Origin of the sequence: Pseudopontixanthobacter vadosimaris, assembly GCF_012979275.1 — a bacterium.
Taxonomy (GTDB): Bacteria; Pseudomonadota; Alphaproteobacteria; order Sphingomonadales; family Sphingomonadaceae; genus Pseudopontixanthobacter; species Pseudopontixanthobacter vadosimaris.
In genome coordinates this window covers 234,626-259,296 of record NZ_JABASZ010000014.1, presented here as the reverse complement: position 1 = coordinate 259,296, position 24,671 = coordinate 234,626, and the positions used below count along the sequence as shown (strand labels likewise).

At 61.4% G+C, this 24,671-nt stretch carries 30 protein-coding genes and 1 pseudogene; 15 read left to right on the top strand and 16 right to left on the bottom strand.

Annotated elements, in window-relative coordinates; genetic code table 11:
* Nucleotides 1-7 precede the first annotated feature (7 nt).
* From HG250_RS03535 to HG250_RS03490, 10 genes and pseudogenes are all read right to left on the bottom strand, one after another.
* Entirely contained in the window at nucleotides 8-1,360 is a 1,353-nt protein-coding gene (locus tag HG250_RS03535; protein ID WP_086438288.1) for an MBL fold metallo-hydrolase, read from the bottom strand.
* 72 nt (nucleotides 1,361-1,432) lie between these two features.
* The gene (locus HG250_RS03530; RefSeq protein ID WP_086438289.1) at nucleotides 1,433-2,137 is read right to left on the bottom strand and encodes an NAD(P)-dependent oxidoreductase; all 705 of its coding nucleotides are present in this window, start codon (nucleotides 2,135-2,137) and stop codon (nucleotides 1,433-1,435) included.
* Between the two features lie 92 nt (nucleotides 2,138-2,229).
* Nucleotides 2,230-2,718 (bottom strand): DUF6692 family protein, encoded by a 489-nt coding sequence (locus HG250_RS03525; RefSeq protein WP_007163850.1) that lies wholly within the window; start codon nucleotides 2,716-2,718, stop codon nucleotides 2,230-2,232.
* Nucleotides 2,715-3,242, bottom strand: a complete 528-nt coding sequence (locus tag HG250_RS03520; RefSeq protein WP_007163851.1) for a DUF305 domain-containing protein — start codon at nucleotides 3,240-3,242, stop codon at nucleotides 2,715-2,717. The genes HG250_RS03525 and HG250_RS03520 overlap by 4 nt, the downstream gene beginning before the upstream one ends.
* Nucleotides 3,239-3,652: a potassium channel family protein gene (locus tag HG250_RS03515; protein WP_170002804.1), complete on the bottom strand. Its 414-nt coding sequence runs from the start codon at nucleotides 3,650-3,652 to the stop codon at nucleotides 3,239-3,241. The genes HG250_RS03520 and HG250_RS03515 overlap by 4 nt, the downstream gene beginning before the upstream one ends.
* Complete coding sequence (locus tag HG250_RS03510) at nucleotides 3,649-4,398, bottom strand: glutaredoxin family protein (RefSeq protein ID WP_090480206.1); 750 nt, start codon at nucleotides 4,396-4,398, stop codon at nucleotides 3,649-3,651. Before HG250_RS03510 ends, HG250_RS03515 begins: the two co-directional genes overlap by 4 nt.
* Nucleotides 4,399-4,510: 112 nt before the next feature.
* Nucleotides 4,511-5,794: an APC family permease gene (locus tag HG250_RS03505; RefSeq protein WP_240956907.1), complete on the bottom strand. Its 1,284-nt coding sequence runs from the start codon at nucleotides 5,792-5,794 to the stop codon at nucleotides 4,511-4,513.
* A gap of 281 nt (nucleotides 5,795-6,075) precedes the next feature.
* On the bottom strand, nucleotides 6,076-6,351 hold the full coding sequence (locus HG250_RS03500) for a hypothetical protein (RefSeq protein WP_170002800.1): 276 nt from the start codon (nucleotides 6,349-6,351) through the stop codon (nucleotides 6,076-6,078).
* A gap of 44 nt (nucleotides 6,352-6,395) precedes the next feature.
* Complete coding sequence (locus HG250_RS03495; RefSeq protein WP_007163856.1) at nucleotides 6,396-6,863, bottom strand: DUF411 domain-containing protein; 468 nt, start codon at nucleotides 6,861-6,863, stop codon at nucleotides 6,396-6,398.
* 229 nt (nucleotides 6,864-7,092) lie between these two features.
* Nucleotides 7,093-7,545 (bottom strand): annotated as a pseudogene (locus HG250_RS03490) (class I SAM-dependent methyltransferase); the annotation flags it as partial.
* A gap of 148 nt (nucleotides 7,546-7,693) precedes the next feature.
* On the opposite strand from HG250_RS03490, the gene HG250_RS03485 reads away from it, so the two are divergent.
* Genes HG250_RS03485 through HG250_RS03470 form a run of 4 tightly spaced genes read left to right on the top strand, consistent with a single transcriptional unit; the run spans nucleotide 7,694 to nucleotide 10,900 of the window.
* Complete coding sequence (locus HG250_RS03485; RefSeq protein WP_007163858.1) at nucleotides 7,694-7,990, top strand: hypothetical protein; 297 nt, start codon at nucleotides 7,694-7,696, stop codon at nucleotides 7,988-7,990.
* Between the two features lie 3 nt (nucleotides 7,991-7,993).
* Complete coding sequence (locus HG250_RS03480; protein WP_086438292.1) at nucleotides 7,994-8,428, top strand: periplasmic heavy metal sensor; 435 nt, start codon at nucleotides 7,994-7,996, stop codon at nucleotides 8,426-8,428.
* A 15-nt stretch (nucleotides 8,429-8,443) separates the two neighbouring features.
* Nucleotides 8,444-9,001 carry an RNA polymerase sigma factor gene (locus tag HG250_RS03475; RefSeq protein ID WP_371876727.1) on the top strand — a complete coding sequence of 186 codons (558 nt, stop codon included), beginning with the start codon at nucleotides 8,444-8,446 and terminating at the stop codon, nucleotides 8,999-9,001.
* A gap of 48 nt (nucleotides 9,002-9,049) precedes the next feature.
* Complete coding sequence (locus HG250_RS03470; protein WP_138615247.1) at nucleotides 9,050-10,900, top strand: copper resistance system multicopper oxidase; 1,851 nt, start codon at nucleotides 9,050-9,052, stop codon at nucleotides 10,898-10,900.
* A gap of 41 nt (nucleotides 10,901-10,941) precedes the next feature.
* On the opposite strand, the gene HG250_RS12905 is transcribed toward HG250_RS03470, so the two are convergent.
* The gene (locus HG250_RS12905; RefSeq protein WP_240956885.1) at nucleotides 10,942-11,133 is read right to left on the bottom strand and encodes a hypothetical protein; all 192 of its coding nucleotides are present in this window, start codon (nucleotides 11,131-11,133) and stop codon (nucleotides 10,942-10,944) included.
* Between the two features lie 6 nt (nucleotides 11,134-11,139).
* Between HG250_RS12905 and HG250_RS03465 the strand changes: the two genes are divergently transcribed.
* From HG250_RS03465 to HG250_RS03455, 3 genes are all read left to right on the top strand, one after another.
* Nucleotides 11,140-12,213 carry a copper resistance protein B gene (locus tag HG250_RS03465; protein WP_240956884.1) on the top strand — a complete coding sequence of 358 codons (1,074 nt, stop codon included), beginning with the start codon at nucleotides 11,140-11,142 and terminating at the stop codon, nucleotides 12,211-12,213.
* Between the two features lie 154 nt (nucleotides 12,214-12,367).
* The gene (locus HG250_RS03460) at nucleotides 12,368-12,790 is read left to right on the top strand and encodes a YybH family protein (RefSeq protein WP_240956883.1); all 423 of its coding nucleotides are present in this window, start codon (nucleotides 12,368-12,370) and stop codon (nucleotides 12,788-12,790) included.
* Between the two features lie 20 nt (nucleotides 12,791-12,810).
* Nucleotides 12,811-13,545: a PepSY domain-containing protein gene (locus HG250_RS03455; RefSeq protein ID WP_205763508.1), complete on the top strand. Its 735-nt coding sequence runs from the start codon at nucleotides 12,811-12,813 to the stop codon at nucleotides 13,543-13,545.
* Nucleotides 13,546-13,558: 13 nt separating this feature from the next.
* Here HG250_RS03455 and HG250_RS03450 read toward each other — a convergent pair whose 3' ends face one another.
* Nucleotides 13,559-13,999: a hypothetical protein gene (locus tag HG250_RS03450; RefSeq protein ID WP_100261321.1), complete on the bottom strand. Its 441-nt coding sequence runs from the start codon at nucleotides 13,997-13,999 to the stop codon at nucleotides 13,559-13,561.
* Nucleotides 14,000-14,092: 93 nt separating this feature from the next.
* Nucleotides 14,093-14,380 (bottom strand): hypothetical protein, encoded by a 288-nt coding sequence (locus HG250_RS03445; RefSeq protein WP_007163866.1) that lies wholly within the window; start codon nucleotides 14,378-14,380, stop codon nucleotides 14,093-14,095.
* Between the two features lie 103 nt (nucleotides 14,381-14,483).
* On the opposite strand from HG250_RS03445, the gene HG250_RS03440 reads away from it, so the two are divergent.
* From HG250_RS03440 to HG250_RS13075, 3 genes are all read left to right on the top strand, one after another.
* Entirely contained in the window at nucleotides 14,484-14,993 is a 510-nt protein-coding gene (locus tag HG250_RS03440) for a hypothetical protein (RefSeq protein WP_338103850.1), read from the top strand.
* 215 nt (nucleotides 14,994-15,208) lie between these two features.
* Complete coding sequence (locus tag HG250_RS03435) at nucleotides 15,209-15,838, top strand: DUF2231 domain-containing protein (protein ID WP_040464221.1); 630 nt, start codon at nucleotides 15,209-15,211, stop codon at nucleotides 15,836-15,838.
* A gap of 834 nt (nucleotides 15,839-16,672) precedes the next feature.
* Complete coding sequence (locus HG250_RS13075) at nucleotides 16,673-16,867, top strand: hypothetical protein (protein ID WP_338103858.1); 195 nt, start codon at nucleotides 16,673-16,675, stop codon at nucleotides 16,865-16,867.
* Here the strand turns inward: HG250_RS13075 and ribB are convergent.
* Nucleotides 16,864-18,156 (bottom strand): 3,4-dihydroxy-2-butanone-4-phosphate synthase, encoded by a 1,293-nt coding sequence (ribB, locus tag HG250_RS03430; RefSeq protein ID WP_170002798.1) that lies wholly within the window; start codon nucleotides 18,154-18,156, stop codon nucleotides 16,864-16,866. The two genes, HG250_RS13075 and ribB, sit on opposite strands and share 4 nt — an antisense overlap.
* A gap of 130 nt (nucleotides 18,157-18,286) precedes the next feature.
* On the opposite strand from ribB, the gene HG250_RS03425 reads away from it, so the two are divergent.
* Together HG250_RS03425 and trxB are read left to right on the top strand one after the other, a co-directional pair.
* A complete protein-coding gene (locus HG250_RS03425) occupies nucleotides 18,287-19,075 on the top strand; it encodes a tyrosine-protein phosphatase (protein WP_240956882.1) in 789 nt (262 codons plus the stop codon).
* 63 nt (nucleotides 19,076-19,138) lie between these two features.
* Nucleotides 19,139-20,116 carry a thioredoxin-disulfide reductase gene (gene trxB / locus HG250_RS03420; RefSeq protein ID WP_170002796.1) on the top strand — a complete coding sequence of 326 codons (978 nt, stop codon included), beginning with the start codon at nucleotides 19,139-19,141 and terminating at the stop codon, nucleotides 20,114-20,116.
* A gap of 29 nt (nucleotides 20,117-20,145) precedes the next feature.
* Here the strand turns inward: trxB and HG250_RS03415 are convergent, their stop codons facing one another.
* Nucleotides 20,146-20,592 (bottom strand): MAPEG family protein, encoded by a 447-nt coding sequence (locus HG250_RS03415; protein WP_170002795.1) that lies wholly within the window; start codon nucleotides 20,590-20,592, stop codon nucleotides 20,146-20,148.
* Nucleotides 20,589-21,626 carry a threonine ammonia-lyase gene (locus HG250_RS03410; protein ID WP_170002793.1) on the bottom strand — a complete coding sequence of 346 codons (1,038 nt, stop codon included), beginning with the start codon at nucleotides 21,624-21,626 and terminating at the stop codon, nucleotides 20,589-20,591. The genes HG250_RS03415 and HG250_RS03410 overlap by 4 nt, the downstream gene beginning before the upstream one ends.
* Before the next feature lie 76 nt (nucleotides 21,627-21,702).
* Between HG250_RS03410 and HG250_RS03405 the strand changes: the two genes are divergently transcribed.
* From HG250_RS03405 to HG250_RS03395, 3 genes are read left to right on the top strand one after another with little or no spacing between them, the layout of a single operon-like run.
* Nucleotides 21,703-22,938: a saccharopine dehydrogenase family protein gene (locus HG250_RS03405; RefSeq protein WP_170002791.1), complete on the top strand. Its 1,236-nt coding sequence runs from the start codon at nucleotides 21,703-21,705 to the stop codon at nucleotides 22,936-22,938.
* Between the two features lie 4 nt (nucleotides 22,939-22,942).
* Nucleotides 22,943-23,377 (top strand): hypothetical protein, encoded by a 435-nt coding sequence (locus tag HG250_RS03400; RefSeq protein WP_170002789.1) that lies wholly within the window; start codon nucleotides 22,943-22,945, stop codon nucleotides 23,375-23,377.
* Nucleotides 23,377-24,561: a carboxynorspermidine decarboxylase gene (locus tag HG250_RS03395; protein ID WP_170002787.1), complete on the top strand. Its 1,185-nt coding sequence runs from the start codon at nucleotides 23,377-23,379 to the stop codon at nucleotides 24,559-24,561. The genes HG250_RS03400 and HG250_RS03395 overlap by 1 nt, the downstream gene beginning before the upstream one ends.
* Nucleotides 24,562-24,671 lie beyond the last annotated feature (110 nt).

Sequence of the window (24,671 nt, the reverse complement as noted above, 5' to 3'; positions counted from 1 at the left end):
CCAAACTTCAGCCATGCGCGTTTTTCCAAGCGCCCATGGAACCGAGATAGATGTCGAGGCGCTTGAAGCCCTGGCTTGCGAGCCAGCCTGCCGCAACGCTCGCCCGCATGCCGCTCGCGCACATCAGCGTGTAGTGGCGGTCGCGGTCGAGCTCTTTCCATCGCTTGTTGAGCTCGCCAACATAGATATGCTCTGACCCGTCGATGCTTGCATCTTGTCGTTCGTCCGCGTCGCGCACGTCGAGCAAAGTCCATTCGCAGCTGTCTTGATCGAGCCTGCGCGCGACTTCCTCGGTGCCAATCATGGGAATGCTGCGCATCGCTTTGCCCTGAGCAGCGGCTGGAACCACGCCGACATAGCCGCCGACAACATTATCGAGACCGATGCGCACCAGATGGGCCATGGCGTGGGCTAGCTGGTCTTCCTCGGAAGCGACGAGGGCAATCCTGTCGCCTTCACCGAGGAACCATCCGGCAAAGGCCGGTATCATTCCCACCGGAAGGCACATGGCACCCGGCATATGACCGGCGGCATAGGCGAGCGGCTCGCGCACATCGACCAGGTGATCGGCGCCGCTCTCGCGAAGGTCGTCCAGCCCCAGACGCCTTGGCCGCATAATCCGCGGCGCGGCATCGGCCCCTTCGAGGTTAAGCCGTTCCATCAGCCGGAAATAGGGAGGTTGGTAGTGGTGTTCTGCTACCTTCGCCTTGATGAACTCATCGCGGTCGGAGATGCGCAGGCGCGGGTTGTTGCGCCGCTCGTGGCCGATTGTCGAGAATTCCCGGTCCGCCATTCCCGACCCGCAGACCGAGCCCGCACCATGCGCCGGGTAGATGATCGCCTGGTCGCCGAGGCGGCAAAGTTTCTGCAGGGAGTCGAAAAGAAGGCCCGCGACTTCTTCCTTGCGCTCGGGATAGAAATCGGTGCGTCCGACATCGCCGACGAACAAGGCATCGCCGGTAAAGACGCCGACCGGTCCCTCGGAATATTCGCTGTCATGGATGACGAAAGCGAGATGATCGTCGGTGTGTCCAGGTGTTTCAAGCACTTCGATCTTCAATTGACCCAGCTCGAAACAATCGCCTTCGCGCGTAGTGTTGGCGAAGGCCACGTTTCCGGCCGGATTGGGACCGTGGTGAACCGTCGCACCAGTCAAGTCCGCAAGGATCGGCGAGCCGCTGAGCAGATCCTCATTGCGATGGGTTTCGAAGATATGCGTTATCTCCAGCCCTTCAGCCCGGGCCCTTTCGACATAGACCTCGAAGTCCCGGCGCGGATCGATGACCGCTGCCTGTCCGCCCGAACCGATGATGTAGGAAAGGTGCGAGAGGCCAGGGGTTTTGATCTTCTCCAGAAACATACAATTTTCCTTGTCTGTTGCTCAAAACTTGTAACGTTCGGGCTTGTTACAGAACGATAAATGATACGACGCTCAATCGATACCGAGTTCGGCCTTGATGGCACCAGGACTTTCGAAACGTTCGGCTTCGGGCCTGCCGATGGCAGGCTTTGCGTTGATCCAGGTGTCTTCGCACACGAATTCAAGCAGGCTCGCCGCGAGATCAGCATGACGGCACCGGAAACAGCCTTCCGCCAGCCGCTCGTCCGTAATCACGGCGTCGCCAGTGTAAGGCTCATCCAGCAGCCAGCCCGGCCGTGCGGCCGTCCATTTAATACCTTGGGCGTCGCTGAGCATCACTTCCATGGAGCGCATCTGCTCGAGTATATTGAACAATGCAGGCTTGGCAGTGAGTTCAAACCAGGCCGGGACGCTCGACTGATGTTCGACGAAGGCAGCGGAGATTACGGCAATGCGGTCGATCTTCGCTTGTGCCATCGCCTCGAGCAGGTTGCGCGTGCCATCGGTATAGAGCGGCGGTGGATCGATCGCATTGCCCGGACCGAAAGCGACACCGAGGGTCGAGATAACCGCGCGGCAGCCATCGAGATCGCCCGCGAAATTATCCGACAGCACATCGCATTCGATATATTCGAAGTCGCCCACCCGCTCGCCTGGCCCAGGCACGGTGTGTTCAAAGGCGCGGATCGGTATGTCTCGGGCAATGGCACGCCTCAAGAGCTCGGTGCCGGTCTTCCCGCCTGCGCCGAAGACAGCGATGGGCCTCGTATCGGTCATCTGCTTGTTCCTGTAAAAATGGTGAGGGCGACGAAGGGCGGAGGCGCGGGCGCATGGGTTAGCCGACGGCCCGCCCATGCGCCCTGCCAGTATCAGGCTCCGTCGGCCGGACAGGTGGTATAACCCCAAAAGCCGAACTCATCCTTGGCTCTTGGTGCTGCCACGATCATCTCCTGCATTTGCAGGCCCGCATCGCCTTCATCATCCAGCATGCGGGTTTTGATCCGAAGCTCGCCGTTCGCATAGCTGCCAGGGCCATCGGCGGTCACGGGGATCAATTTGCCATTGATCTTGATCGCTCCGCCCCCGTCACCGTCATAGACAAACGAGGGAAAGGCCACTTCGGTCAGGCGGAACTGGCAGGCCTGTCCTGCGCCCAGAGCAGCAAGGTCCGCGTCATTCATGGTCCCGGGAAGCATGAGGCCCGGGTCAACATTTGCCAGTGCACTGGCCGCGTCCTCGATCGGCGCGGCAGTGGCAGGCGGGTCGAGCTGGGCTTCGCGGTCGTTGCCCGGAGCGGTGTTCGAATTGCAGGCGGCAAGCGGCAGCGCGATGAGCGCCGTGAAAGCTATCTTGTTCATGGCTGCATCTCCTCGGGCAGGCGTTCTTCGGTTCGAGGACCGTTCTGCTCGATATCGTCTATGAGGTATTTCATCTCGGCGATTTCGCGGCGCTGTGCGACAATGATGGCCTGCGCGAGTTCGCGCACGCGAGGATCTTTCAGGCTCGCGCGTTCGCTGGTCATGATCGCGATTGAGTGGTGCGGGATCATTGCTGCCATATATTCGGTATCGTCAACGGTGGTCTGGCTGCGCACCAGCCATAGTGCGAGCGCGAACACAAAGGCCCCGACGCCCAGGATGATCAAGTTCTTGGTCCGGTCCTTGTACATGCCCCACATGAAGAGCAGCATGACAACCATCATCATCGCGCCCATGACGAACATCATCCAGAAGCGCGTTTCGCTCCAGAAAAGATCATCGACGGTAAAGGTGTTGGCATACATCAGGAAGAACATGATCACGGTCGAGGTCGACACCATGGCCATGAATCGCCAGTAGCTGCCGCCCCCTCCCTTGTCCGAGTGGGAGGTCTTTTCGGTCATGCTTTTTCTCCTTTTTGCATCATGGTCCAGAATAGCTGCGCCGAGCAGCTGATGAGAGCGAAGCCGGTAAGGGCCTCGACGCCGGCGAGAACTCTCAGGTGCTCGGTCGGATAAATGTCGCCCAGGCCCAGTGTGGTCACGTTGATGAGCGAGAAATAGAAGTAGTCCATCCAGTCCATGGAAGGCGCCTTGTCGAACCCTCCCAGGCCCCATTGCGCGCCCAGCCAGAAACCTGCGGCAAAAAGGATCGCGACCAGGAAATGCGACGCGAGCACGAGTAGCGAGACTGCAAGCTTTCTCAGCGTATCGCGGCGGCGATCGAGAAGCCGGTGGCCGACACCCAGAATGGCAAGGTGGGAAGCGACGGCTGCAAGGAACAGAAAGACGGCGAGAAGGAGCGCGGTGATCATGCGAGAAGCTTCGCGCCCATCCACAGACCCATTCCGATCATGAACAGATTTTCGGTCAGCGAGACGAAGCCGAGCGGCACATTGCTGCCCCCACCGACGCAAGCGCATTTGAGCTCACGCTTGTCGATGTAGACAGCCTTGAAGACGCTGACAGTGCCGACGGTGCCAATGAACAATGCCAGCGGGGCCGAGAGCCAGGTCAGCGCGCCTGCGGTCATCAGAATGCCGGCAGCGGCTTCGCCGAACGGGTAGACGAAGCCATAGGGCACCCAGCGCCGTGCGAGCAGATCGTAGTTGAGGAACATTGTCGAGAAACTGCGCACGTCCTGAAGCTTCTGGACGGCGAGCAGGGTCATCGACAGGCTGACGAACCATTCCGCGGCCCGGACGGTGAACAGATCGTCAAAAAACGCCCAGCTCAGCCCTAGCGCGAGCAGCAGCGCGACCGCGAAAATCGCAATGACCGGCTGATAGCTGGTCTCGCCTTCCTCTGGCTGCGAACGGCTCTTGCCGAAGAACTCGCGGACATCGTCATAGCCGCCAATGCGCTTGTCTTCGATAAAGGTCTGCGGGGTGGTCTCGACGTTGTGCTTGTCCTTGAATGCGTCGGTTTCCTCCCTGCTGGTCAGGTGATGATCCTCGACCTCGAAGCCTTGCCGTGTGAGGAGATCGACCGTCTTGATGCCATAGGGACAGACATGGTCCTCCATGACCATACGGTAGACCGCCGCTGTTCGGGTCGTCATGAATCGCTCCATCTGTTTTGCCTGACGTTTCTCGTGCTCAACGCCGGTTTTCGGTGAACGGTTTCGAAAAAGCCCGGCGTAAAAGCGGCAAAGCTGGTTGAAGAAGTTGCCATCACCTTTTCTCTCCTGACCCATCATCTTCAGGAGATGCGGGCGCTTCGGAATTGCGCGAGAGGTAGATCCATTCTCCCACGAAGACTGCGACGATGCCGATCGCCGCGTAGGCGACAACGGCAGGATCGCTGCGCAATTTGGCCGCGGTAAAGGCTGCGAGGACCACGCCATCTGCCGCGAGCGCTGTCAGAAGTATTGTTGCGCGCGCGCCGACTTCCTTGCGCAGGTGGCGCAGGACGCCCCAGTGAACCAGCATATCCATGACGAGGTAGAAGAAGGCGCCCAGCGAGGCGATCCTTGACAGATCGAACAGGACCGCAAGCGTCCCGGCAATGACCACCGTATAGACCAGCATGTGGCTGCGAATCCCGCCGCTCATGCCGAAATGGCTGTGCGGGATCATCTTCATGTCGGTCAGCATCGCAAGCATGCGCGACACGGCAAATACGCTCGCTATCACGCCCGAAGTGGTGGCGGCGATCGCGATCGCCACGGTGAAATAGAAGCCCAGTTCTCCCAGCGCCGAACGCGCCGCAGCCGCGAGCGAATAATCGCGCGCCTCGACGATCTCGGATATGCTCAGGCTCGAACCCACCGCCACTGCGACAAGCAGATAGATCACGATGCAGACGGCTATCGAGATCATGATGGTTCGGCCGACATTCTTGTGCGGGTCAACGATTTCGCCGCCGCTATTGGTAATCGTGGTGAAGCCTTTGAAGGCGAGGATCGAGAAAGCAACCGAGGCGAGCAGGGCTTCTGCATTGGTCAGCGAAACGGACTGCGAAAATGCGCCTGATGAAAATCCGCTGGCCCAGATCGCCGCGACTGCGAACAGCGCGATACCGCCGATCTTGATGGCGGACATGATGAGCGAGAAGCCGCTTACCGACTTGTTGCCCGCTGCATTGACGAGATAGGCGAAGATGATGAGTGCAAGCGCTGCCAGCGAAACGAGCCACCCGCTGCTTTCGAGGCCAAACGGGCGCAGCGCGTAAGTCGCAAAGGTGCGGGCCACGAGGCTTTCATTGATGACCATCGACAGAGCCATCAGGAGCGATGCCGACGCGGCAATGACGCCGGGTCCGTAGGCCTTCTGCAAGATCATCGCGATGCCGCCCGAAGACGGCCATTTGTTCGACATCTTGATATAGCTGTAGGCCGCCAGCGAAGTTACCAGCGCGCCGGCGATGAAAGACAGGGGGAAGAGCGGACCGGCGAGCTCGGCGATCTGCCCGGTCAGCGCGAATATGCCGGCACCGATCATGACGCCGGTACCCATCGCAACGCCGCCCAGCAGGGTTATCGAGCCAGCCGTTTCGCTTTGATTCTCGTGCTCATGGTCTTGCAAGACTTTCCCCTGTCGATGGTCTCCCGTGAAAGAAAGATTATGTCGACCAGTACGTTCGCCCTTGCCGCGTCCCTCAAAAAACTTTCAGGACAAAGCCGGAGAGTTGCGTTTTGCTCGGGGCGCTCGAGCAAATTGCGGCCTAAAGCGGACTGCCTGCGCGACCGAAAAACGCTCCGCGAGTTTCAAGGCAAGCGGCCATCGCCGCCGATCTGCTACGTCCTGAATCGGTTCCGGAAAAATCGCAGCATTGGCACCCCAATGATCGCGATGTACCAACCGTACAAAAAGCTGCCGAGAGCGCCTGCCAGAAAGCCCGAGATGGTCAGCCATTCGAACCCGGGAAGCAGCGGCGCCCACGCTTCGTGCATGTGCGCCTGTTCGGGCGCGAGCAGGCCGAAACCGATGCAGATCAGGTAGCTGAAAAGCAGGAAGAGGCTGAGTGTCCAGCCCCATATCAGTATTGTGGTTTTGACCGAATAGTCTGACATGATGGTCCTCCGTTAGAGTTGGCGCTGAGATGGCTTGTCCATGGTCACGGGTAGGATGCGAAAACGCGCTGCCCGCCTGAGCCGAAGGCGATGACATCATACGGCTGCACCCGGTCCCCGGCTTCCATTCCGGGCGAGCCAAGCGGCATTCCGGGCACAGCCAGGCCTGCCACGCCTTCGGGGCTTTCGCGTAATAGTTTCGCGATGGCATCGGCGGGCACGTGGCCTTCGATGATATAGCCATCGACTTCCATCGTGTGGCACGACCACAGATCCTGCGACACACCCCTGGCTGTCTTGAGCGCAGCCATGTCGTCGGTGTCGACCGAGGCGACCTCTGCTTCGAGTCCGTGTTCTACGTGACCGGCCCAATTGAGACAGCAGCCGCACCCTGCGTCGCGGAACATGGTGTAGGTCGCGGCCTGGGCCGCATTCGAGCAGGCTGCAATGGCGAGGAGGAGCGAGGCCGCCAGCGAACGGCGTAGCGGTCTCGAATCTTTCATGAGGTTCATTGAGCATTGCCTTTCTTGATGCCGCCCAGAGAGAAATGGTTCCGGTCGCGGTATGGATACGATCGAGCAATTCGGCGTCCGCGAAAATCTCGGCGAGCAATTTCTCGACGGCTCCGTCGGCGCTCGGCTGGGTGTCCTTGACGCCGTCGAGAAGCTGAACGCTCGAACGGAACAGCGCGCGCATGAGTGGAGCATCCTGCCGCATATAGTCGGCAATCAGCGCCATGCCCCCGGGGGCGAGCAGGTTCTCGATCTGGTCGAGGATCGCGCGCTTTTGCGATACGGGGACCTGGTGAAGGACGAGGCTGCTGACGATCTTGTTTGGCCGCCAGCCGTCGGAAAGCTCGAGACTATCGAGAAAGCCGTTGTGCCACCGGACCATATCGGCTCCGGCACCGAACTTGCGCTGCGCGATAGCCAGCGCTGCGGGGTCGGGCTCAACGCCGATGAAGCCGGCTTCGGGGCAGTTGGCCATCAGCGCCCTGAGCAAGGTCCCGGTGCCGCACCCGACATCGATGACCTTGTCGCCGGGCAGCAATGCGGCCTTTTCGACGATTGCGCGGCGCCACCGTCTCTCGCGCGTAAAGACTGCGATCGCGCGATCATAGAACGGCGTGAGCCAGCTTTTGCCCAGCGGCGGAGTGAACTCGCGCTCTTTTGGCGGAACTGCCGCGCTTTTCATGCCATGGCTCCTATTCGACGCTGGTACTTGCCGCTGTTGCTTGACTTACTCCTCTTACGCGTCGCCGACCCGCACCCCTCAAAAAAGAAACTTGAGGGTTTGCGCGAAGCATCGCGTATAGGAACCGTGCAACCGACAGGAGCAAGGGATGCGTGACAATCAGACACTCGATGCGATGCTCGGCACCATGGCCTCGCAGAAGGCTGGCGACGTGCCGCCCGACTTCATGAACGGCGTCTGGCAGCGCGCAGGGCAGCTGGGGGAAATTGCCGATCAGCGGCGCAGAATGGCCTTGTTCGCCGGTCTGTTTGTCGTCGGCCTAACGGCAGGCGCAGGGACCAGCGGATGGCCGTCCGAAAACGGCGCTCCTACAGAGATTGTTGGCGAGAGCCTCGTTGGCGGAGAATCCCTGTCACCCGCTGCATTGCTTCATGTGGGGTCATAGACGTTGAAGAAGTTTCACCTTGTCCTTGCGGTCCTGCTGGCGGCGCTCGCCGGATGCCTAGGAGCGCTTGCCGCCGATCGCTGGGCCAACAACGATGCCGAGGGCGGCCTGCACCAGTTCGTGCACGATGAGCTGTCGCTCACGGCTGACCAGGAGCAGCGGCTCGATGCGCTCGAAGCGCGTTTCGCGGTAGAACAGGCAAGGCTCGAAGCCTCTGCGCGCGCAGCCAACGCCCAGCTCGCCCAGGCAATGGAAACCGAGCACGAATACGGGCCCGAAGTCAGTGCCGCGATCGACGAGGTGCATGCGCGCATGGGCGATTTGCAAAAAGCGACCGTGCGCCACGTCTTCGACATGCGGGAAATTCTCGATTCCGATCAGCAGCTCCAGTTCGACCGGAAAGTGTCCGCGGCCCTCACGCGCGATCCGCGTGACTGACCAGCCTTGGCAGCGGTGGATGACACTTCGGATGAAGCTCTGATCGGGCGGGCGATAGCCGGTGACAAGCGGGCGTTCACAGCTCTCGTCGAGAGCGAGATCGCCCGGTTGATTGCGCTTGCCACGCGCATGCTGGGTTCACCATCGCGGGCCGAAGATGTCGTTCAGGACGGTCTCGCGTCGGTCTGGCTGACACGTCATCGCCTCGATCCGAGCAAGCCCATCGGTCCCTATTTGACGACAATCGTTCTCAACCGGTGCCGCGACAAGCTCCGCCGCAGGAAAGTTATTGGCTTCCTTGGTTTGCCGGATGGGCGGGAAGCCGACGCCGTTGCCGACGATGCCCCTAATCCCGAAAATGTTGCCGGAGCCCGCGAACAGCTGCGGCTGGTCCAGGCCGAAATCGGGCGCTTGCCGGTGCGCCTACAAGAGGCGCTCGTGCTGGTCACTGTCGAGGGGTACAGCCAGGCCGAGGCTGCCGAGCTGCTCGGCACCACCGAGAAAGCCGTCGAGACGCGCATCTATCGTGCGCGCAACCGGCTGAAGGAGCGGTTCGAAAAGTTTGAGGGGTAGGGCAGCTGACCGCGTATGTGACGGTATACGCATTTTCAGGAGCCCCCTATGCCTGCCCTCAATCGCCGAAGATTCCTTGGAACAAGTGCTAGCGGGCTGGGCCTGCTTGGTCTCTCCGGTGCCATGCCGGCCTGGGCGCGCGGCGCGGACATCCTTGCAGGAAACGCCCGCAAAGGGCTGGATGAAGTATCCGGGCCGAATATCGACCTCACTGTCGCGCGGTCTGCCTTTGCAACCGGCAACAGACGCGGCGGCGCCATCGCCGTCAACGGCACGATCCCCGGCCCGTTGTTGCGTTTGAAGGAAGGCACGACCGTCCGATTGAACGTCCATAACCAGCTCGAGGAAGACACCTCGATCCACTGGCACGGGCTGCTCGTGCCATTCGAACTCGACGGGGTGCCAGGTGTAAGCTTCCCCGGCGTCAAGCCCGGAGAGACCTTCACCGCTGAATTCCCGGTGCGCCAGTCGGGCACCTACTGGTGGCACTCGCATAGCGGCCTGCAGGAACAGGCCGGGCATTACGGCGCCATTGTGGTGGATCCGGCTGGACCCGATCCGGTCCAGGCGGACCGCGAATATATCGTGGTGCTCAGCGAATTCAGCGAAATGTCGCCCCACACGATTTTCGACAAGCTCAAGAAGGGCGAAGGCTACTTCAACTACAACATGAATACCTGGACCGACGACTATCCGCTTTCGGGCGAGGATCGCCGGATGTGGGCGAGAATGCGTATGATGCCGACCGACCTTAGCGATGTGTCGGCCCCAGCCTACACTTACCTGCTGAACGGTCATGGCCCGCTCGACAATCTGGAATATCTCTTCCGTCCGGGCGAGCGCGTGCGGCTGCGCTTCATCAATGCCGGGGCCATGACCTTCTTCAATATCCGCATTCCAGGCCTGCCGATGACCGTCGTTCAAGCCGACGGGCAGAACGTCGAGCCGGTCGAAGTGGACGAGTTCCAGATCGGCGTCGCGGAGACCTACGACGTCGTCGTGACGCCGGGTGAGCAGCAGGCGTACACATTGGTGGCCGAGTCGGTGGATAGGTCCGGAATGGGGATCGCAACGCTTGCGAGCGCGCCTGGCGCGCGCGCGGCCATTCCGCCGCTGCGCGATCCCCCGCTTCTGACCATGGCTGATATGGGCATGAGCGGTATGGACCACGGGGCTGGCAGCAACGATGCCGGTATGACCGGCATGGATCATGGCGCCGGCGGTATGGCCGGAATGGACCACGGATCGAGCGGAGCGGCTGGCGCGGATGGGATGTCCGGTATGGATGGCGGTTCGGCGGAGATGGCCGGAATGGCTGGCATGGCGGGAGGTATGCAGATGCGCGATACATCGCTCCTGCCTCCCGACGTGAAGGTCGGGCCCGGTCTCGACATGGTCTCGATGAACCCGGTCGACCGTATGGGCGACCCCGGCATCGGCCTTGCCGATGTCCCCCACCGCACCCTCGACTATCGCAAGCTCCGCTCGCTGACACCTCATCAGGAGGGGCGGACTCCCTCGCGGCGGATGGAAATCCATCTCACCGGGAACATGGAACGCTATATGTGGTCGTTCGACGGCAAGAAGTTCTCCGCCGTCTCCGACGAGCCGATCCGCTTTGCCTATAACGAACGCGTGCGTGTCAAATTGATAAACAACACGATGATGGCGCACCCGATCCACTTGCATGGGCACTTCTTCGAACTGGTTAACGGCGCACCTGCCGATCGTCAGCCGCTCAAGCACACGGTTAACGTGCAGCCGGGCGGCAGCGCGCAGTTCGACCTGACGGCGGACGAGCCGGGCGACTGGGCCTTCCACTGCCACCTTCTCTACCACATGCATGCCGGGATGTTTCAGATCGTCACTGTCGCCAATCCCGATGGGAGCGAAGCATGAAGATTCGTATTACCAGCCTGCTCGCATCGATCGCAGTCGGCTCAGTTCTCGCCTCCCCCGCTGCGGCGCAGCATGCCGGTCATTCGCCCGCGGAGCCGCAGCAGAGCGCCGAGGCGCAGGCTGACGCCAAGACAAAGTGCGAAGAAGAAGCCCAGCGCCATCGCGCGATGGGGCACCCGGTAGCCGAAGGAGCTTGCGAACCAGTGGCCCAGCCTGAAGTTGCCATGGATCATTCGACGATGGACCATTCGACTATGTCTCATGGTTCGACGACCGCTCAGGATGGTCATTCGGGCATGGCAATGCCGATGGACGCTGCCCGTCCGGAGACTACACCCGGGAGTCATGAAGGAATGGATCATGGCTCGATGCCGCATGGCACGCCTGCCGAAGGCGCGATGGATCATTCGCAGATGAACCAAGGCGACATGGGTCAGGCGGAAGCCAGCAACTCGTCGATGGACCATGGGCAGATGGATCACAGCCAGATGAACCATGGGCAGACGGGATCGCAGGATATGCAGGGCATGGACCATTCGGCGATGCAGATGGGCTCGAACGACGATATCCCGCTGCTGCCGCCTCCTCCCGAAGCCGGGAGCGGTCCCGCGCGCGCGGCGGTCGCGATCTGGGGCGAGGAAGCCATGAACGAAGCGCGGCGCGAACTTGTCCGCGAGACCGACGGCGGGATGCGCTTCTGGTTTCAGGGCGACCGGCTCGAATACCGCGCCCGCGAGGGAGTGGATGGATATCTTTGGGACATCCAGGGCTATTATGGTGGTGATATCGACAAGTTCTGGTTCAAATCCGAGGGCGAAGGCAGCTTCGGTGAGCCTGTCGAGGGAGCCGAAGTCCAGGCACTCTGGAGCCGGGCGATCGCTCCCTTTTTCGACCTACAGACAGGTGTGCGCCAGGATTTAACAGGACCCGAGCGCACCCATGCTGTCATTGGCATACAGGGCATTGCTCCCTACCAGTTCGAGGTCGACGTTGCAGCGTTCGTATCGAACAAGGGTGATGTAACCGCGCGCTTCGAGGGCGAGCTTGATCAGCGCATCACGCAGCGGCTGATCCTCCAGCCGCGAGCCGAAATCGCTCTTTCGGCTCAGGATATTCCCGAACTCGGCATTGGCGCTGGCCTCGACCGGATCGAGGCAGGTCTGCGTCTTCGCTACGAGTTCGCACGCGAATTCGCGCCCTATGTCGGCGTCTCCCAGGAGTGGCGGATCGGTCAGAGTGCCGATTTTGCACGCGCCGCAGGGGAAGACCCTAGCGTGACGAATTACGTCGTGGGCATGCGATTCTGGTTTTAAGAGAAGGAAATATACAATGAGGATAAGACTATCTCTAAGCGCGGTCGCCCTGGCCTTGGCTGCAGGCGGCACTCCCGCCCTGGCACAATCCATGGATCATTCCGCGCACTCGGACCCTACGGCTTCGACGCAGATGGACCATACGGAGCAGGGCATGAACCACGCCGAGCATATGGATGCGATGAATGATGACGTTGCGGAAGCCGAGGCGGTTCTGACATCATATCGGGATGCCCTGACGTCGCGCGATGCAGAGGCCATGGCCGCGCTGTTTGCCGAGGAATCCTTCGTTTACGAAAACGGCAAGGCGGAAGGCAGCTTCACGTATTACATGGAGCATCACCTGGGACCGGAACTCGATGCAATAACCAGCTTCACCTTCGGCGAACCGACGCTCGCAGTCACCCGGATGGGACATATGGCGTATGGCCGCGAATCGTACACCTATCGGATCGAACTGGCCGACGGCCGCGTGATCGACCGCGAAGGCGTTGCGACCTCGGTGCTTGCCCATGATGCGGATGGCTGGAAGATCGTTCAGTACCATTCGTCGTCACGAGCGCCGCGTAACAACTGATTTGATCGGGGGAACACCGATTGGCGACACGCTCTTTCAAGCTGCGTCTGCATGTGCTGGGCAGCAAGCTTCACAAATGGCTGGCAGTCTTTGTCGGCGTCCAGGTGCTTCTATGGATGGCCACCGGGGCGCTGATGTCGTTCCTCGACATCGAAGAGGTCCGGTCCGAACATGTCGTTTCGCGCGCACCGGAGGTTCTGCCCGCTAATGCTGCCATGCCCGAGTGGCTCGATAGCAGGGAGGGGGTGGTTTCCCTTGCGACGCGCGCGGTCGGCGGCAGGACAGTAACCGAGATCCGTCGGGACGATGGAAGCGTCACGCTCCGCGACCCGAACAGCGGCGCTCTCCTTTCGCCTCTTTCGAGCGCGAGCGCACAGGCCATCGCTCGCCATGCTTGGACGGGGCCACCAACCACCATAGCGACCACGCGCCTCATCGAAGGTGCTGTCGGGACCGAATTCCGGGGTCCGTTCCCCGCGTGGCAGATTACCTATGGCGATGAGGACAATACCCGCGTCTACATCGATGCATCGAGCGGCTCGGTGCTCGCTGCCCGCAGCGACACCTGGCGTCTGTTCGATTTTATCTGGGGGCTGCATATCATGGACTGGACGCAGCGCGACCGCATCAACAGCTGGTGGCTGCTACTGTTCGGGATCGGCGGGACAATCATCGCGGTTTCGGGCTTTGTCCTGCTTGCCAACCGGTTTCCCAGGATCAGGCGGCGGGCGAAACATGTGCCGAATGCCCCCTGAAGCCGCTCCCAGTTTAATCAGGTTCGGCTCGGGCAAAGCGGACCAGAAGGATCGTTAGCGCGGGCACGATCGTCCACATCGCGATCGGGATCAGCGCCAGTCCCGTCACTGGCTCTTGCGGCATCAACTCGCTGTAGCGCCAGCTCAGGAAACTGTTTGCCGGAAGCGATGTGGCGATCATTTCGACGGCGATCGCGACGACAAGCCCGAAGCCGAAATAGATCGCATAGGGCATTTTGGCGGCTTGCCAGAGCCACGCGTGCCCGCCACGTAATCCTGCAAGGCTATAAGCTGTCAGCAGGATCACGCCATCGCCCAGGCTTGCAATGCCGCAGCGAATGGTCCGCTCGAAGGGTTCGAGATCACCCGGTTCGAAGAATGGCATCTGGAAAATCTCCCAGACGAACGCGATCAGGCTCCCGCAAATAAGGATCAGCCAATGGGTTCTGGTCATGTTGCAGGTACGCCCGAAAAATCTGCGCCAGCAAATAGCAAGCGGCCGGATTTCCACTTCCTGCATAGCGCCTTCGCTGCCCCAAAGCCCGGATCAGTCATGATTTTCGCGGCCCTCCGACTCGGCCATGCGAGCAGCGCGTTTGAGAAATTTCCGCATGTCACCTGCTGCCAGTTCGGTAAGCGGGTGCCGGCTCGCATCGGGGCGCGGTTCGATCATGTCCGCACGTTTCCTAATCTGTTCGATCTGTTCATCGCTCGCCCCGGACAAAAGGCCAAGAACTATGTTCTCGAGAGTAATGAGGCGAATGCGCATTTGCACCAGATCGGCATGATCGGGCTCCGGGATATCCCAGCTGCCGTTCTCATTGACCGTGCTCACGACTGCTTCTCCGACGGCTCTGCTGGCACCATGATACTCCCCATTCGTCGTTATCGGCTTCTCTCAAAAAGGTGGCCGAAAAACAGCACCGCTGCAACCGGCCGTGCTTCGGCCCACCAGCCCCACCGCTGCTGCGGATTGTTTGAGGGGAAGAGATGGCGGCTGCGTAAAGAGGATGACTGCACACAGCATCCACCGCAAGACCGACGAAAGGAAATCGACCATGAAACTGACAGTTCTAGCTTTCGCGCTCGCCACCGGCCTGGCAACCACCCCGGCAATGGCCCGGCAACAGCATGACCACGGGGATCAAGCGGCGGCGCAGCAGCAGTCACACGCTGGCCATATGATGCAGGATTCGGCGGCCATGACGGCCCACCGCGAGAAGATGGCTGAAATGCGCGCGCTGATGCAGCAGGCCCACGCGGCGAGCGATCCTGCCGAACGCCAAAGGCTTATGGCCGAACATCGTGCAAAAATGCAGGAACACATGGCGGGCATGATGCAGGGGGACAACGCCGATATGATGGCGGCCTGTCACCAGCACATGATGATGATGCATGACATGATGGAGCAGATGGCGGCTCACGAGAACATGGCGCAAGACGATTAGGAGGCGGTGGCCGGGCTCTCGCTTTGTGCCTGAGCCTGGCCACACTCTTACCAGGGCGCGGTGCAAGGCAGGAGGTCCGACCATCTCGTGAGTAAAATTTGAACCCTCACGCGTCGACGATCGCCGCGCTCTATCACCGCAAGAGATGAAGGTTCGCAGAGCATTACAGACACAATAGGTTGCACGACCATCGCCAAGACCGGAGCCCGTAGAGAATGAAACGAATACAATTCATGGCTATTGTGGCCGCCAGTCTGCTCTGGATAAGTCCGGCCCAGGCCCATGGCGACGAGGAACATGGCGAAGCGGCCAGTGCTGTCGTCTCCGATGCGGCGTCAAAAGATATCCAGGCTGCGCAGGGGCACGGCGACACGGCTGCTGATCATGACGGGGCGAAGGGACAAGATGCAGACGAAGGCGACAAGGGCGTGGTCGGTGTGCTCAAGTCGCTGCATCCCGCCACCGTACACTTTCCGATCGCCTTGTTCTTTATGGCCGCTCTCACCGAGCTATTCGTCATCGCACGGAAGGGCACAGGCCTAGAGTCGGCAGTGCGCGTACTTGTTTATGGCGGTGCCGCCGGGGCGGTCGTGGCGGCCATATTCGGTTGGATCCATACCGGTCTCTGGTTCGGCGGAGATACTGCGATGCAGGTTCATCGCTGGAACGGAATGCTGATCGCGGTTCTCGGTCTGGCGATGGCCTATCTGGCGAGCCGTGCTTCCGCGAGCCGGACCGCGTTTCGCGCCGCAATCTTTGCCATGGCCGCTCTAGTGCTGGTGCAGGGATTTCTGGGCGGCGAGCTTGCGCACGGTGCCAATCATCTTGGTATCTCCTGGCTTTGAAGGATAGAATGATGCGCAGATCAAATCGGAACGCGTTTGTTGCCCCCCTTGCTGCGGCGGCATTGGGGCTAGGGCTCGCTGCCTGTGATCAGACGCAGGACACTTCATCAGAAGCTGAAGCCTTGCCACTGTATACGGCCCCGCCGACCGAGAGCACAGGTGCTGGCGAAGGCGAAAGAGACAACGCTGCCTTTCCCGCTGGAGAGGCCAACACGAACCGGTCGGGTGAAGCTGCGACTGCCGGTAGGCAACCAGACCGACCGGCGAGCACTCCGGTAGTAGCGTCGTCCCCTGCGGCCACTCCCCCGCCGGTGAATGCCCAGCCTAGCAACACACCCGATCCTCATGCGGGCCACTATATGCCATCCATGCCCGACCATGACATGCCCTCGATGTCCGATCAGGCGCATGGATCGTGACCTGGCGTTTCGCCTTCTGATCGGCCCAAAAACGGCCGACGCTCGTTTTACCAGTCACTACGAATAACAAGTCGTCGTTTGCCAAAGGCGCTTTATCTCATCTGTCCGATTTTGGGGGTATTGATGGGGGTATTTGCAAGACGACTCAAAAAGTTTATTAGGTAAATCAGCACGTTATATGCTCTCTATATTTCCCTCCTCCGCTACCAATCTCGGATTTGCATGGGTTCGTTTGTGTTCGCCCACATCCAAAAAGATAACGCGATCAGAACGGCGCATCTGATTTCCATTCGCTTGAAGCCGGTTTCGGAGTGAGTGTATTTTCCGGAATGCGAAAAGGAGCGATACCTCCAATGGCTTCGAATGAGATACAGATCGTAGAGCGAAGGCGTCAGAACGGTCGCACAAGCTCGCCATCGGTGAAGACCTCTTCCTGCTCGCCGAGAGGAACGGCTCAAAGCTCTGGCGGCTAAACATCGTTATCACGGATAAGGAAAAGCTGCTTTCTTTCGGTGCGTATCCAGTGAGGAGCCGCTCTGTCAGCTGTCAGACCGGCTTCATGGTTGCAATCTGCTGCCTCTTGCCGCCGGATGGACGGGGAGCATCCTAGGTGATCGGCCGTTCGCCGGTTATGGACAGGCCGTAACCTTCCAGCGCCACCATGGAATGATGCGTGTTCGTCAGCAGGACCATGTCGCGCACGCCCAGTTCGGCGAGGATCTGCGCGCCGCCGCCGTAATCGCGCTGCTCCGAAGGTTCGGCCTGTTCGTCCAGCGCTTTGCCGCTGTCGCTCAATTGCATGGCGCGGCTGACGTAATTCGGGCTGGGGCGATTGATCAGCACGACCACGCCCGCACCTTCGCGCCCGATGATTTCCATGGATTTTTCCAGCAGGCCACCGCGTTCGGAACGTTCGGCGAAAACATCGGGGAAAATCGACAGCAGATGCATCCGCACCAATGTCGGCCTGTCCGCCTCGATGGTGCCTTTCACCAGCGCCAGCGTCTCTTCCTTCGTCGCCTTGTTGTAAAAGGCGATGGCCCGCCATTCGCCGCCCCAGCGACTGGTGAACTGGCGTTCGCTGCGGCGTTCGACCAGGTGGTCGTGTTCGCGGCGATAGGCGATCAGGTCGCGGATCGTGCCGATTTTCAGATCGTGTCGCCGGGCAAACCGCACCAGATCTTCCATCCGCGACATCGTGCCGTCGTCATTCATGATCTCGCAGATGACGCCGCTCGGGTTCAATCCTGCAAGGCGCGAAATATCGACCGAGGCTTCGGTGTGTCCGGCGCGCACCAGCACCCCGCCGTCCCGTGCGACGAGCGGAAAGACATGCCCCGGCGTCACCAGATCCTCCATCCCCCGGCTGCCGTCGATGGCGACGGAAACCGTGCGCGCGCGGTCGCCTGCGCTGATGCCGGTGGTGACGCCCTCGCGCGCCTCGATCGAGGTGGTGAAGGCGGTTTCGTGCCGGGTACGATTGCTCGTGCTCATCAGATCGAGGCCGAGTTGATCGATGCGCTGCCGCGTCATGGCGAGACAGACCAGCCCGCGCCCGTGCGTCGCCATGAAATTGATCGCCTGCGGCGTCGCCATCTGCGCGGGGATCACGAGATCGCCTTCATTCTCCCGATCTTCGTCATCGACCAGCACGAACATGCGCCCGTTGCGCGCTTCCTCGATAATCTCTTCCGCACCCACGATGACCGGCGAATCATCATTGTCGGACAGGAAGTTTTCCAGCTTCCGCAAGGTGTCGGTCGTGGGGTTCCACTTGTCCTCGAGACAGTCGCGCAGGGAATTGGCGTGAAGCCCTGCCGCGCGGGCCAGTGCGGTGCGGGACACGGCGCCCGAATCAATGATGGTGCGGACGCGGTCTATCATGGTGCTGTTGCTCATTCCGGGCAGATACTCCGTCTGCCATCACATCGCAATGTCAATTGCACATTTCGATGTGAGCGGGTCGGGAGGGCGGCTTTGCATCTGCCGAACCTTGCGGCAATGGGGCAGGAGTGGCAGAGGCCGCGCCATGAACATGGCAGTGAAAGACCGGGTCATCGCGCTCGACGGCGTGGCGAATTTACGCGACTATGGCGGCTATGCCGTAGCGGGCGGGGCCAGAGTGCGCCGCGGCATCCTGTTCCGCTCCGGCGATCAACACGCGGCCACCGAGCGCGATCTGTCCGCCCTGGCCGCGCTGAACCTTGCCGCGATCGTCGATCTGCGCGGCAATGGCGAAAGGGAGCGCCACCCCAGCCTGCGCCCCGATGGCTGCAAGGCGCGCGTCCTGTTCTTCGATGGCGAGACGGCAGGGCTTGCCCCGCATCTCGAAGCGGCCGAAGGCGTTCTGGACGAGGCGGGTGCGCACAGGGCGATGGAACGGATCTATGCCCGTCTGCCATTTCGCGAAAATCTCATCTGGATCATGCGGCGCTATTTCGCGGTTCTGGCGGAGGGACAAAGCGCAAGCCTGGTGCATTGCCACGCCGGCAAGGACCGCACGGGCATGGCGGTGGCGCTGTTGCACCATGCCCTCGGCGTGCATCCGGACGATGCGATGGAAGATTATCTGCTCACCAACAGCGCCGTCGATCTGGACGCGAGAGTGGCTGACAATCGCGAGACTGCGAGACAGAAATATGGCGCAAGGGATGATGCCACCATCCGGGTGCTGATGGGCGTGGACGCGCGCTATCTCGATGCGGCATACAGGGCGCTGCGCGAGGAACACGGTTCGATCGACGCCTTCCTGCGGCAGGTGTTGCAGGTGGACGATGAACGGATGGAAGCCTTGCGCTTGCATCTGCTGGAACGCTAACCAGATTCGCAAGCGCGGCATTGCCGCCGTTTCACCCGATCCGCCGCAACTGGACGAGACACCATGGCCACCCATCATACCCGCATGCTCATCATCGGCTCCGGTCCCGCCGGGCTTTCCGCCGCGATCTATGGCGCGCGGGCGGCGATGGAACCGATCGTGGTGCAGGGCCTGCAACCTGGCGGCCAGCTGACCATCACCACCGACGTGGAGAATTATCCCGGCTTCAGGGACGTGGTGCAGGGTCCGTGGCTGATGGAGGAAATGCAGGCGCAGGCGGAACATGTCGGCACGCGGATGATGTGGGACACCATCACCGATATCGACATCGCCGGCGGATCGCCTTTCCGTGCGGTGGGCGATAGCGGCGATGAATATATCGGCGAGACACTCGTGATCGCGACCGGCGCGCAGGCGAAATGGCTGGGCGTGCCGGGCGAGCAGGAACTCGGCGGCAAGGGCGTTTCCGCCTGCGCGACCTGCGACGGTTTCTTCTATCGCGGCAAGAAGGTGGCCGTGATCGGCGGCGGCAATACCGCTGTGGAAGAAGCGCTGTATCTGACCAATCATTCCGACGATGTGACGCTGATCCATCGCCGCGACGAATTGCGGTCGGAACGCATCCTGCAGGAACGGGTGTTCGGAAACGACAAGATCTCGACGCTGTGGAACAAGACGGTCGAACGCTTCATCGGCGACCCTCTGCAAGGGGGGCTGACCGCGCTTGAACTGAATGACACCGTTACCGGAGAAGTCAGCACATTTCCGGTGGAAGGCGCTTTCGTCGCCATCGGCCATGCCCCTGCAACCGGATTGTTCAAGGGCAAGCTCGAGATGGACGACAGCGGCTATCTGACGGTCGAGCCCGGCACGCCCAAGACCGCGATCCCGGGCGTATTCGCCTGCGGCGATGTCATGGACCATACCTACCGCCAGGCCGTGACCGCCGCCGGCACGGGCTGCATGGCGGCGCTGGATGCGGAACGGTTTCTGGCAACGCTCGAATTTGCGAAGAAGGAAGCGCGCGAGGCTGCCGAATAGGGCCTGCCCCCGCGCAGCCTATCTTAAGGTCAGGGAGCGATGCCGGGGTTGAAGAACAGCGTCAGTGCCACGGCGCGGATGGCAAGGTAGATCAGTGCGAAGCTGGACAGGGCAAACAGGCTGAACCGCACCGGCACGCGATTGACCGTCGCCTGCCAGATCGAATGAACGATGCGGAGCACCACATAGGCCCAGGCGAGCGCCACGTCCCATGCATTCGCTCCCATCAGCGCGATAATGAGCACGGCTGCATAGAACAGTGTCGGCTGCTCCATCAGATGCGCGTAATTATGCGCTTTCCAGTTGATCCGGTCGTCCAGCACGCCTTCCAGATCCTGTCCCCGGCCGCCGGGTTTCGCTTCGCCCAGACCGCCCATCTTCCGGAGCGCGGGCAGGCGTGTCGCGGCCATCCAGATCAACATCATCAGCGACCACAATATCAGCACTGCGCCCGGTGCCAGCATCTGCGCCATCATCGTCGTTCCCCTTCTCGCCCCATCAGCCCGCGGGGATGCGGTGCGCCGTGCGGATTGTCAAACGCGGTCTGATCCGCCGTGCTGATAGTGGCTGCAAATTGCTGCGGATCGACATTGCTGCCGGTGATCATCACCACCGTATGCTCATCCAGACAGGTCTTGCCCGCCAGCGCCGCCGCCAGCGCCGCCGCGCCGCCGGGTTCGACCACCAGCCCCAGTTCGCGGAAGGCGAAGCGCTGGGCTGTACGAATCTCGGCTTCGCTGACCGCTACGCCCGGCTCGGCGCGATGGTTGAGGACGGCGAAATTGACCGGCGCGGTCTGCGGGGTCTGCAGGGCGTCGCAGGCGGTGGGTGGCGGATTGGCACCGACCGGCTCGATCCGCCCGGATGCGAGGCTGCGGGCCATATCGTCCCAGCCCTGCGGCTCGATCGGAACGATGGCGCTGTCGGGGCAGGCAAGGGCGAGGCCGGCCGCCAATCCGCCGCCACCGCAACAGACTACAAGGCGCGAAGGTTGCCGCCCAAGTTGATGCGTGATCTCGACACCGGCGCTGCCTTGCCCTTCGATGATCCAGGGGTCGGCATAGGCATGGACGAAAACCGCGCCGCGCTGGTCGCACAATGCATTCGCCACCGCATCGCGGTCCACCCCGCCGGGCCGATCGTAAAGCACGATTTCCGCACCCAGCGCCCTGGTGGCGTCCAGCTTCACCTGCGGCGCATCCACCGGCATGACGATGGCGGCGTCGATGCCGAGGCGGCGAGCGGCCCATGCCACGCCCTGCGCGTGATTGCCGCTGGAGACGGCGACGACCCCGCGCCGCCGTTCTTCTGAACTGAGGCTGTTCAGCCGGAACCAGGCACCGCGAATCTTGAAGGCGCCAATGGGTTGCAGGCTCTCCGCCTTGCCCCATAGGCTGACTCCGCCGATCTGCACGGGCAGCAGCGGCGTCGGCGGCAAAATGGCCGCCACCTGCTCGGCTGCCAGCCGGGTACCGGCGGCGGTGGGGTTGCGGGGGCTTTCGCGAAACATATCTGACGCCTAATGCGTTCCGCAGATATTAGCCATTGCCGCGAGATGCGGCGCAGACAATTTCCTCGGAGTATCCATGTCCACTATTCTGGTAATCGGCGCGGGCGGCGTCAGTTCGGTCGCGGTTCACAAGATGGCGCAGGTCAGCGCCGCAGGCTCGGGTATCTTCGGCGACATCCACCTCGCCAGCCGCACGAAGTCGAAATGCGATGCCATTGCCGCCAGCGTCAAGGAACGGACGGGCGTGGAGATCAAGACCTACGAGATCGACGCCGAGGAAGTCCCGGCGATGGTCAATCTGCTGAACCGCGTGAAGCCCTCGCTGGTCGTCAATCTGGCGCTGCCCTATCAGGATCTGCCCATCATGGACGCCTGCCTCGAGGCGGGCGTGAACTACCTCGATACCGCGAATTACGAACCCAAGGACGAGGCCAAGTTCGAATATAAATGGCAATGGGCCTATCACGACCGTTTCAGGGAAGCGGGGCTGATGGCGCTGCTGGGGTCGGGCTTCGATCCCGGCGTCACCAGCGTCTTCACCATGTGGCTGAAGAAACACAGGCTGAAGACGATCCGCCAGCTCGACATCCTCGATTGCAACGGCGGCGACCACGGGCAGGCTTTCGCCACCAATTTCAACCCGGAAATCAACATTCGCGAAGTGACCGCGCCGGCGCGCCACTGGGAAGATGGCGAGTTCGTCGAGACCCCGGCGATGGCCCGCAAGGTCGAATTCGACTTCGAAGAGGTCGGCACCAGGAACATGTACATGATGTATCACGAGGAACTGGAGAGCCTCGCGAAATTCGTGCCCGAACTGGAGCGGGCACGGTTCTGGATGACCTTCGGCGACGAATATATCAAGCATCTGACCGTGCTGCAGAATGTCGGCATGACGGGCATCGAACCGATCCGCTATCAGGGCAAGGATATCGTGCCGCTGCAATTCCTCGCCGCCGTGTTGCCCAAACCCGAATCGCTGGGCGAGACCACCAGGGGCAAGACCAATATCGGGGTGATCGCCACGGGCGAGGCGCTGGACGGTAGCGGCGAGAAGACGTTCTACCTGAATAACATCTGCAGCCACGAGGCAGCCTATGAGGAAACCGGCAACCAGGCGGTCAGCTACACCACCGGCGTTCCGGCGATGATCGGCAGTGCGCTCGTGGTGTCGGGCAAATGGCCGGCTCCGAACGGCGAGGGCGGCGTGTTCAATATCGAGCAGTTCGATCCCGATCCCTTCATGGACATGCTGAACGAACACGGGCTTCCATGGAACGTGCGGGAACTCGGCGGCCCGGTGGCGTTCTGAACAGATGAAGCTTTGCCATCTTCCATTCGCCGCGCTGCTGTTCTCCCTGGCGTCCTGCGCTCCGGCCGAACAGGTAGCAACGCCCGATCCGGGCGGCCCGGCTCGTCCCGCAGGTCCGGCTTTGAACGGCGCGCCGGGCGAACCGATCGATCCGGATGTGTCGATGACCGCGAGCCGGCGCGCTGCGTGCGAGGCTGCTGGTGGATATGTCGAACGGCGCGGGCGCAGGAATGCGGAACTCTGCGTCACGCCGTATCCTGACGCAGGAAAGGCTTGCTCCGACGGGTCGGATTACGAGGGGGATTGCATCGTCGAAGGTGCCGCAGAAATGCACAAAAGCGGGAACAGCACCGGCATCTGTCAGCGCGACGATGCGCTGTTCGGCTGCTTCGGCACTGTCGAGAATGGAGCAATCCTTCGCGGATTGTGCGTGGACTGATGGAAACCAGAGCCGGAGATCCCGGAGCCTTCGCGCAGTTCGATCTGGGCCGTGTCGACAGCCCCGCCTTTGTCGTGGATGCGGCGAAGCTGCGCGCGAACTGCCGAATTCTGGCCGACATACGCGATTCGGCGGACATCAAGGTGTTGTCGGCGCTGAAGGCGTTCTCCATGTGGAGCGCCGCGCCGATCATCGGTGAATATCTGGACGGCGCCTGCGCGTCGGGCCTGTGGGAAGCGCGCCTTGCCAGCGAATTCTACGACGGCGAGATCGCCACCTACAGCGCCGCCTACAAGCCGGACGAGCTGGAGGAAATCTGCCGCCTTTCGGACCACGTCATCTTCAATTCGCCCGGCCAGTTGCAACGCGCCGCGCTGATCCTCGAACAGGGCAGGGCGACGGGCGGCGATTTCGACATCGGCCTTCGCATCAACCCGCAGGTGCCGACCGGCGAGGTGCCGCGTTACGATCCCTCCAGCCCCGGTTCGCGCCTCGGCTTTCCGCTCGACCAGCTGACGGAGGAGATGATGGAAGGCGTGGACGGCATCCATTTCCATAATCTGTGCGAGCAGGATCTGGAGCCGTTGCAGCGCACCTGGGACAAGGTTTTCGACGCGATCGAGCCGTATTTCGGCCAGCTGAAATGGATCAACATGGGCGGCGGGCATCATATCACCCGCGCCGATTACCAGCGCGAGGAACTGGTCGCATTCCTGCGCGATGCGAAGGAAGACACCGGGGCGGAAATCTACCTCGAACCGGGCGAGGCCGTGGCGCTGGATGCGGGTATTCTGGTGGGTACGATCCTCGATACCGGCGTGAACGAGACTCGCTTCGCCATTACCGACATTTCCGCCACCTGCCACATGCCCGACGTGATCGAGGCACCTTACAGGCCAGCGATGCTCGGCGAAACTGCGGAAGAGCAGGCGGCGGGCGAACTGGTGCGGCTCGGCGGACCGTCCTGCCTCGCCGGCGATGTCATTGGTGATTATGCGCTGCCGGTGCCCTGCGAGGCGGGGGAGCGGATCGCGTTTCTCGACCAGGCGCATTATTCAATGGTGAAGACCAACACGTTCAATGGCGTGCCCCTGCCGTCCATCTGGCTGTGGGACAGCGAAATGGATGTTCTGGAGCAGGTGAAAAGCTTCGGTTACGAGGACTTCCGGGGCCGGCTGAGCTGAAGGGCGGAATACGCGGTATCGCGCGGTGAATGGCACCCGGTTTCTGCGCCTCAGCCGTGCTATTTTCACTTGCAGTTCAGCCGCCGGCGCCTATATGCGCCACCTGCTGC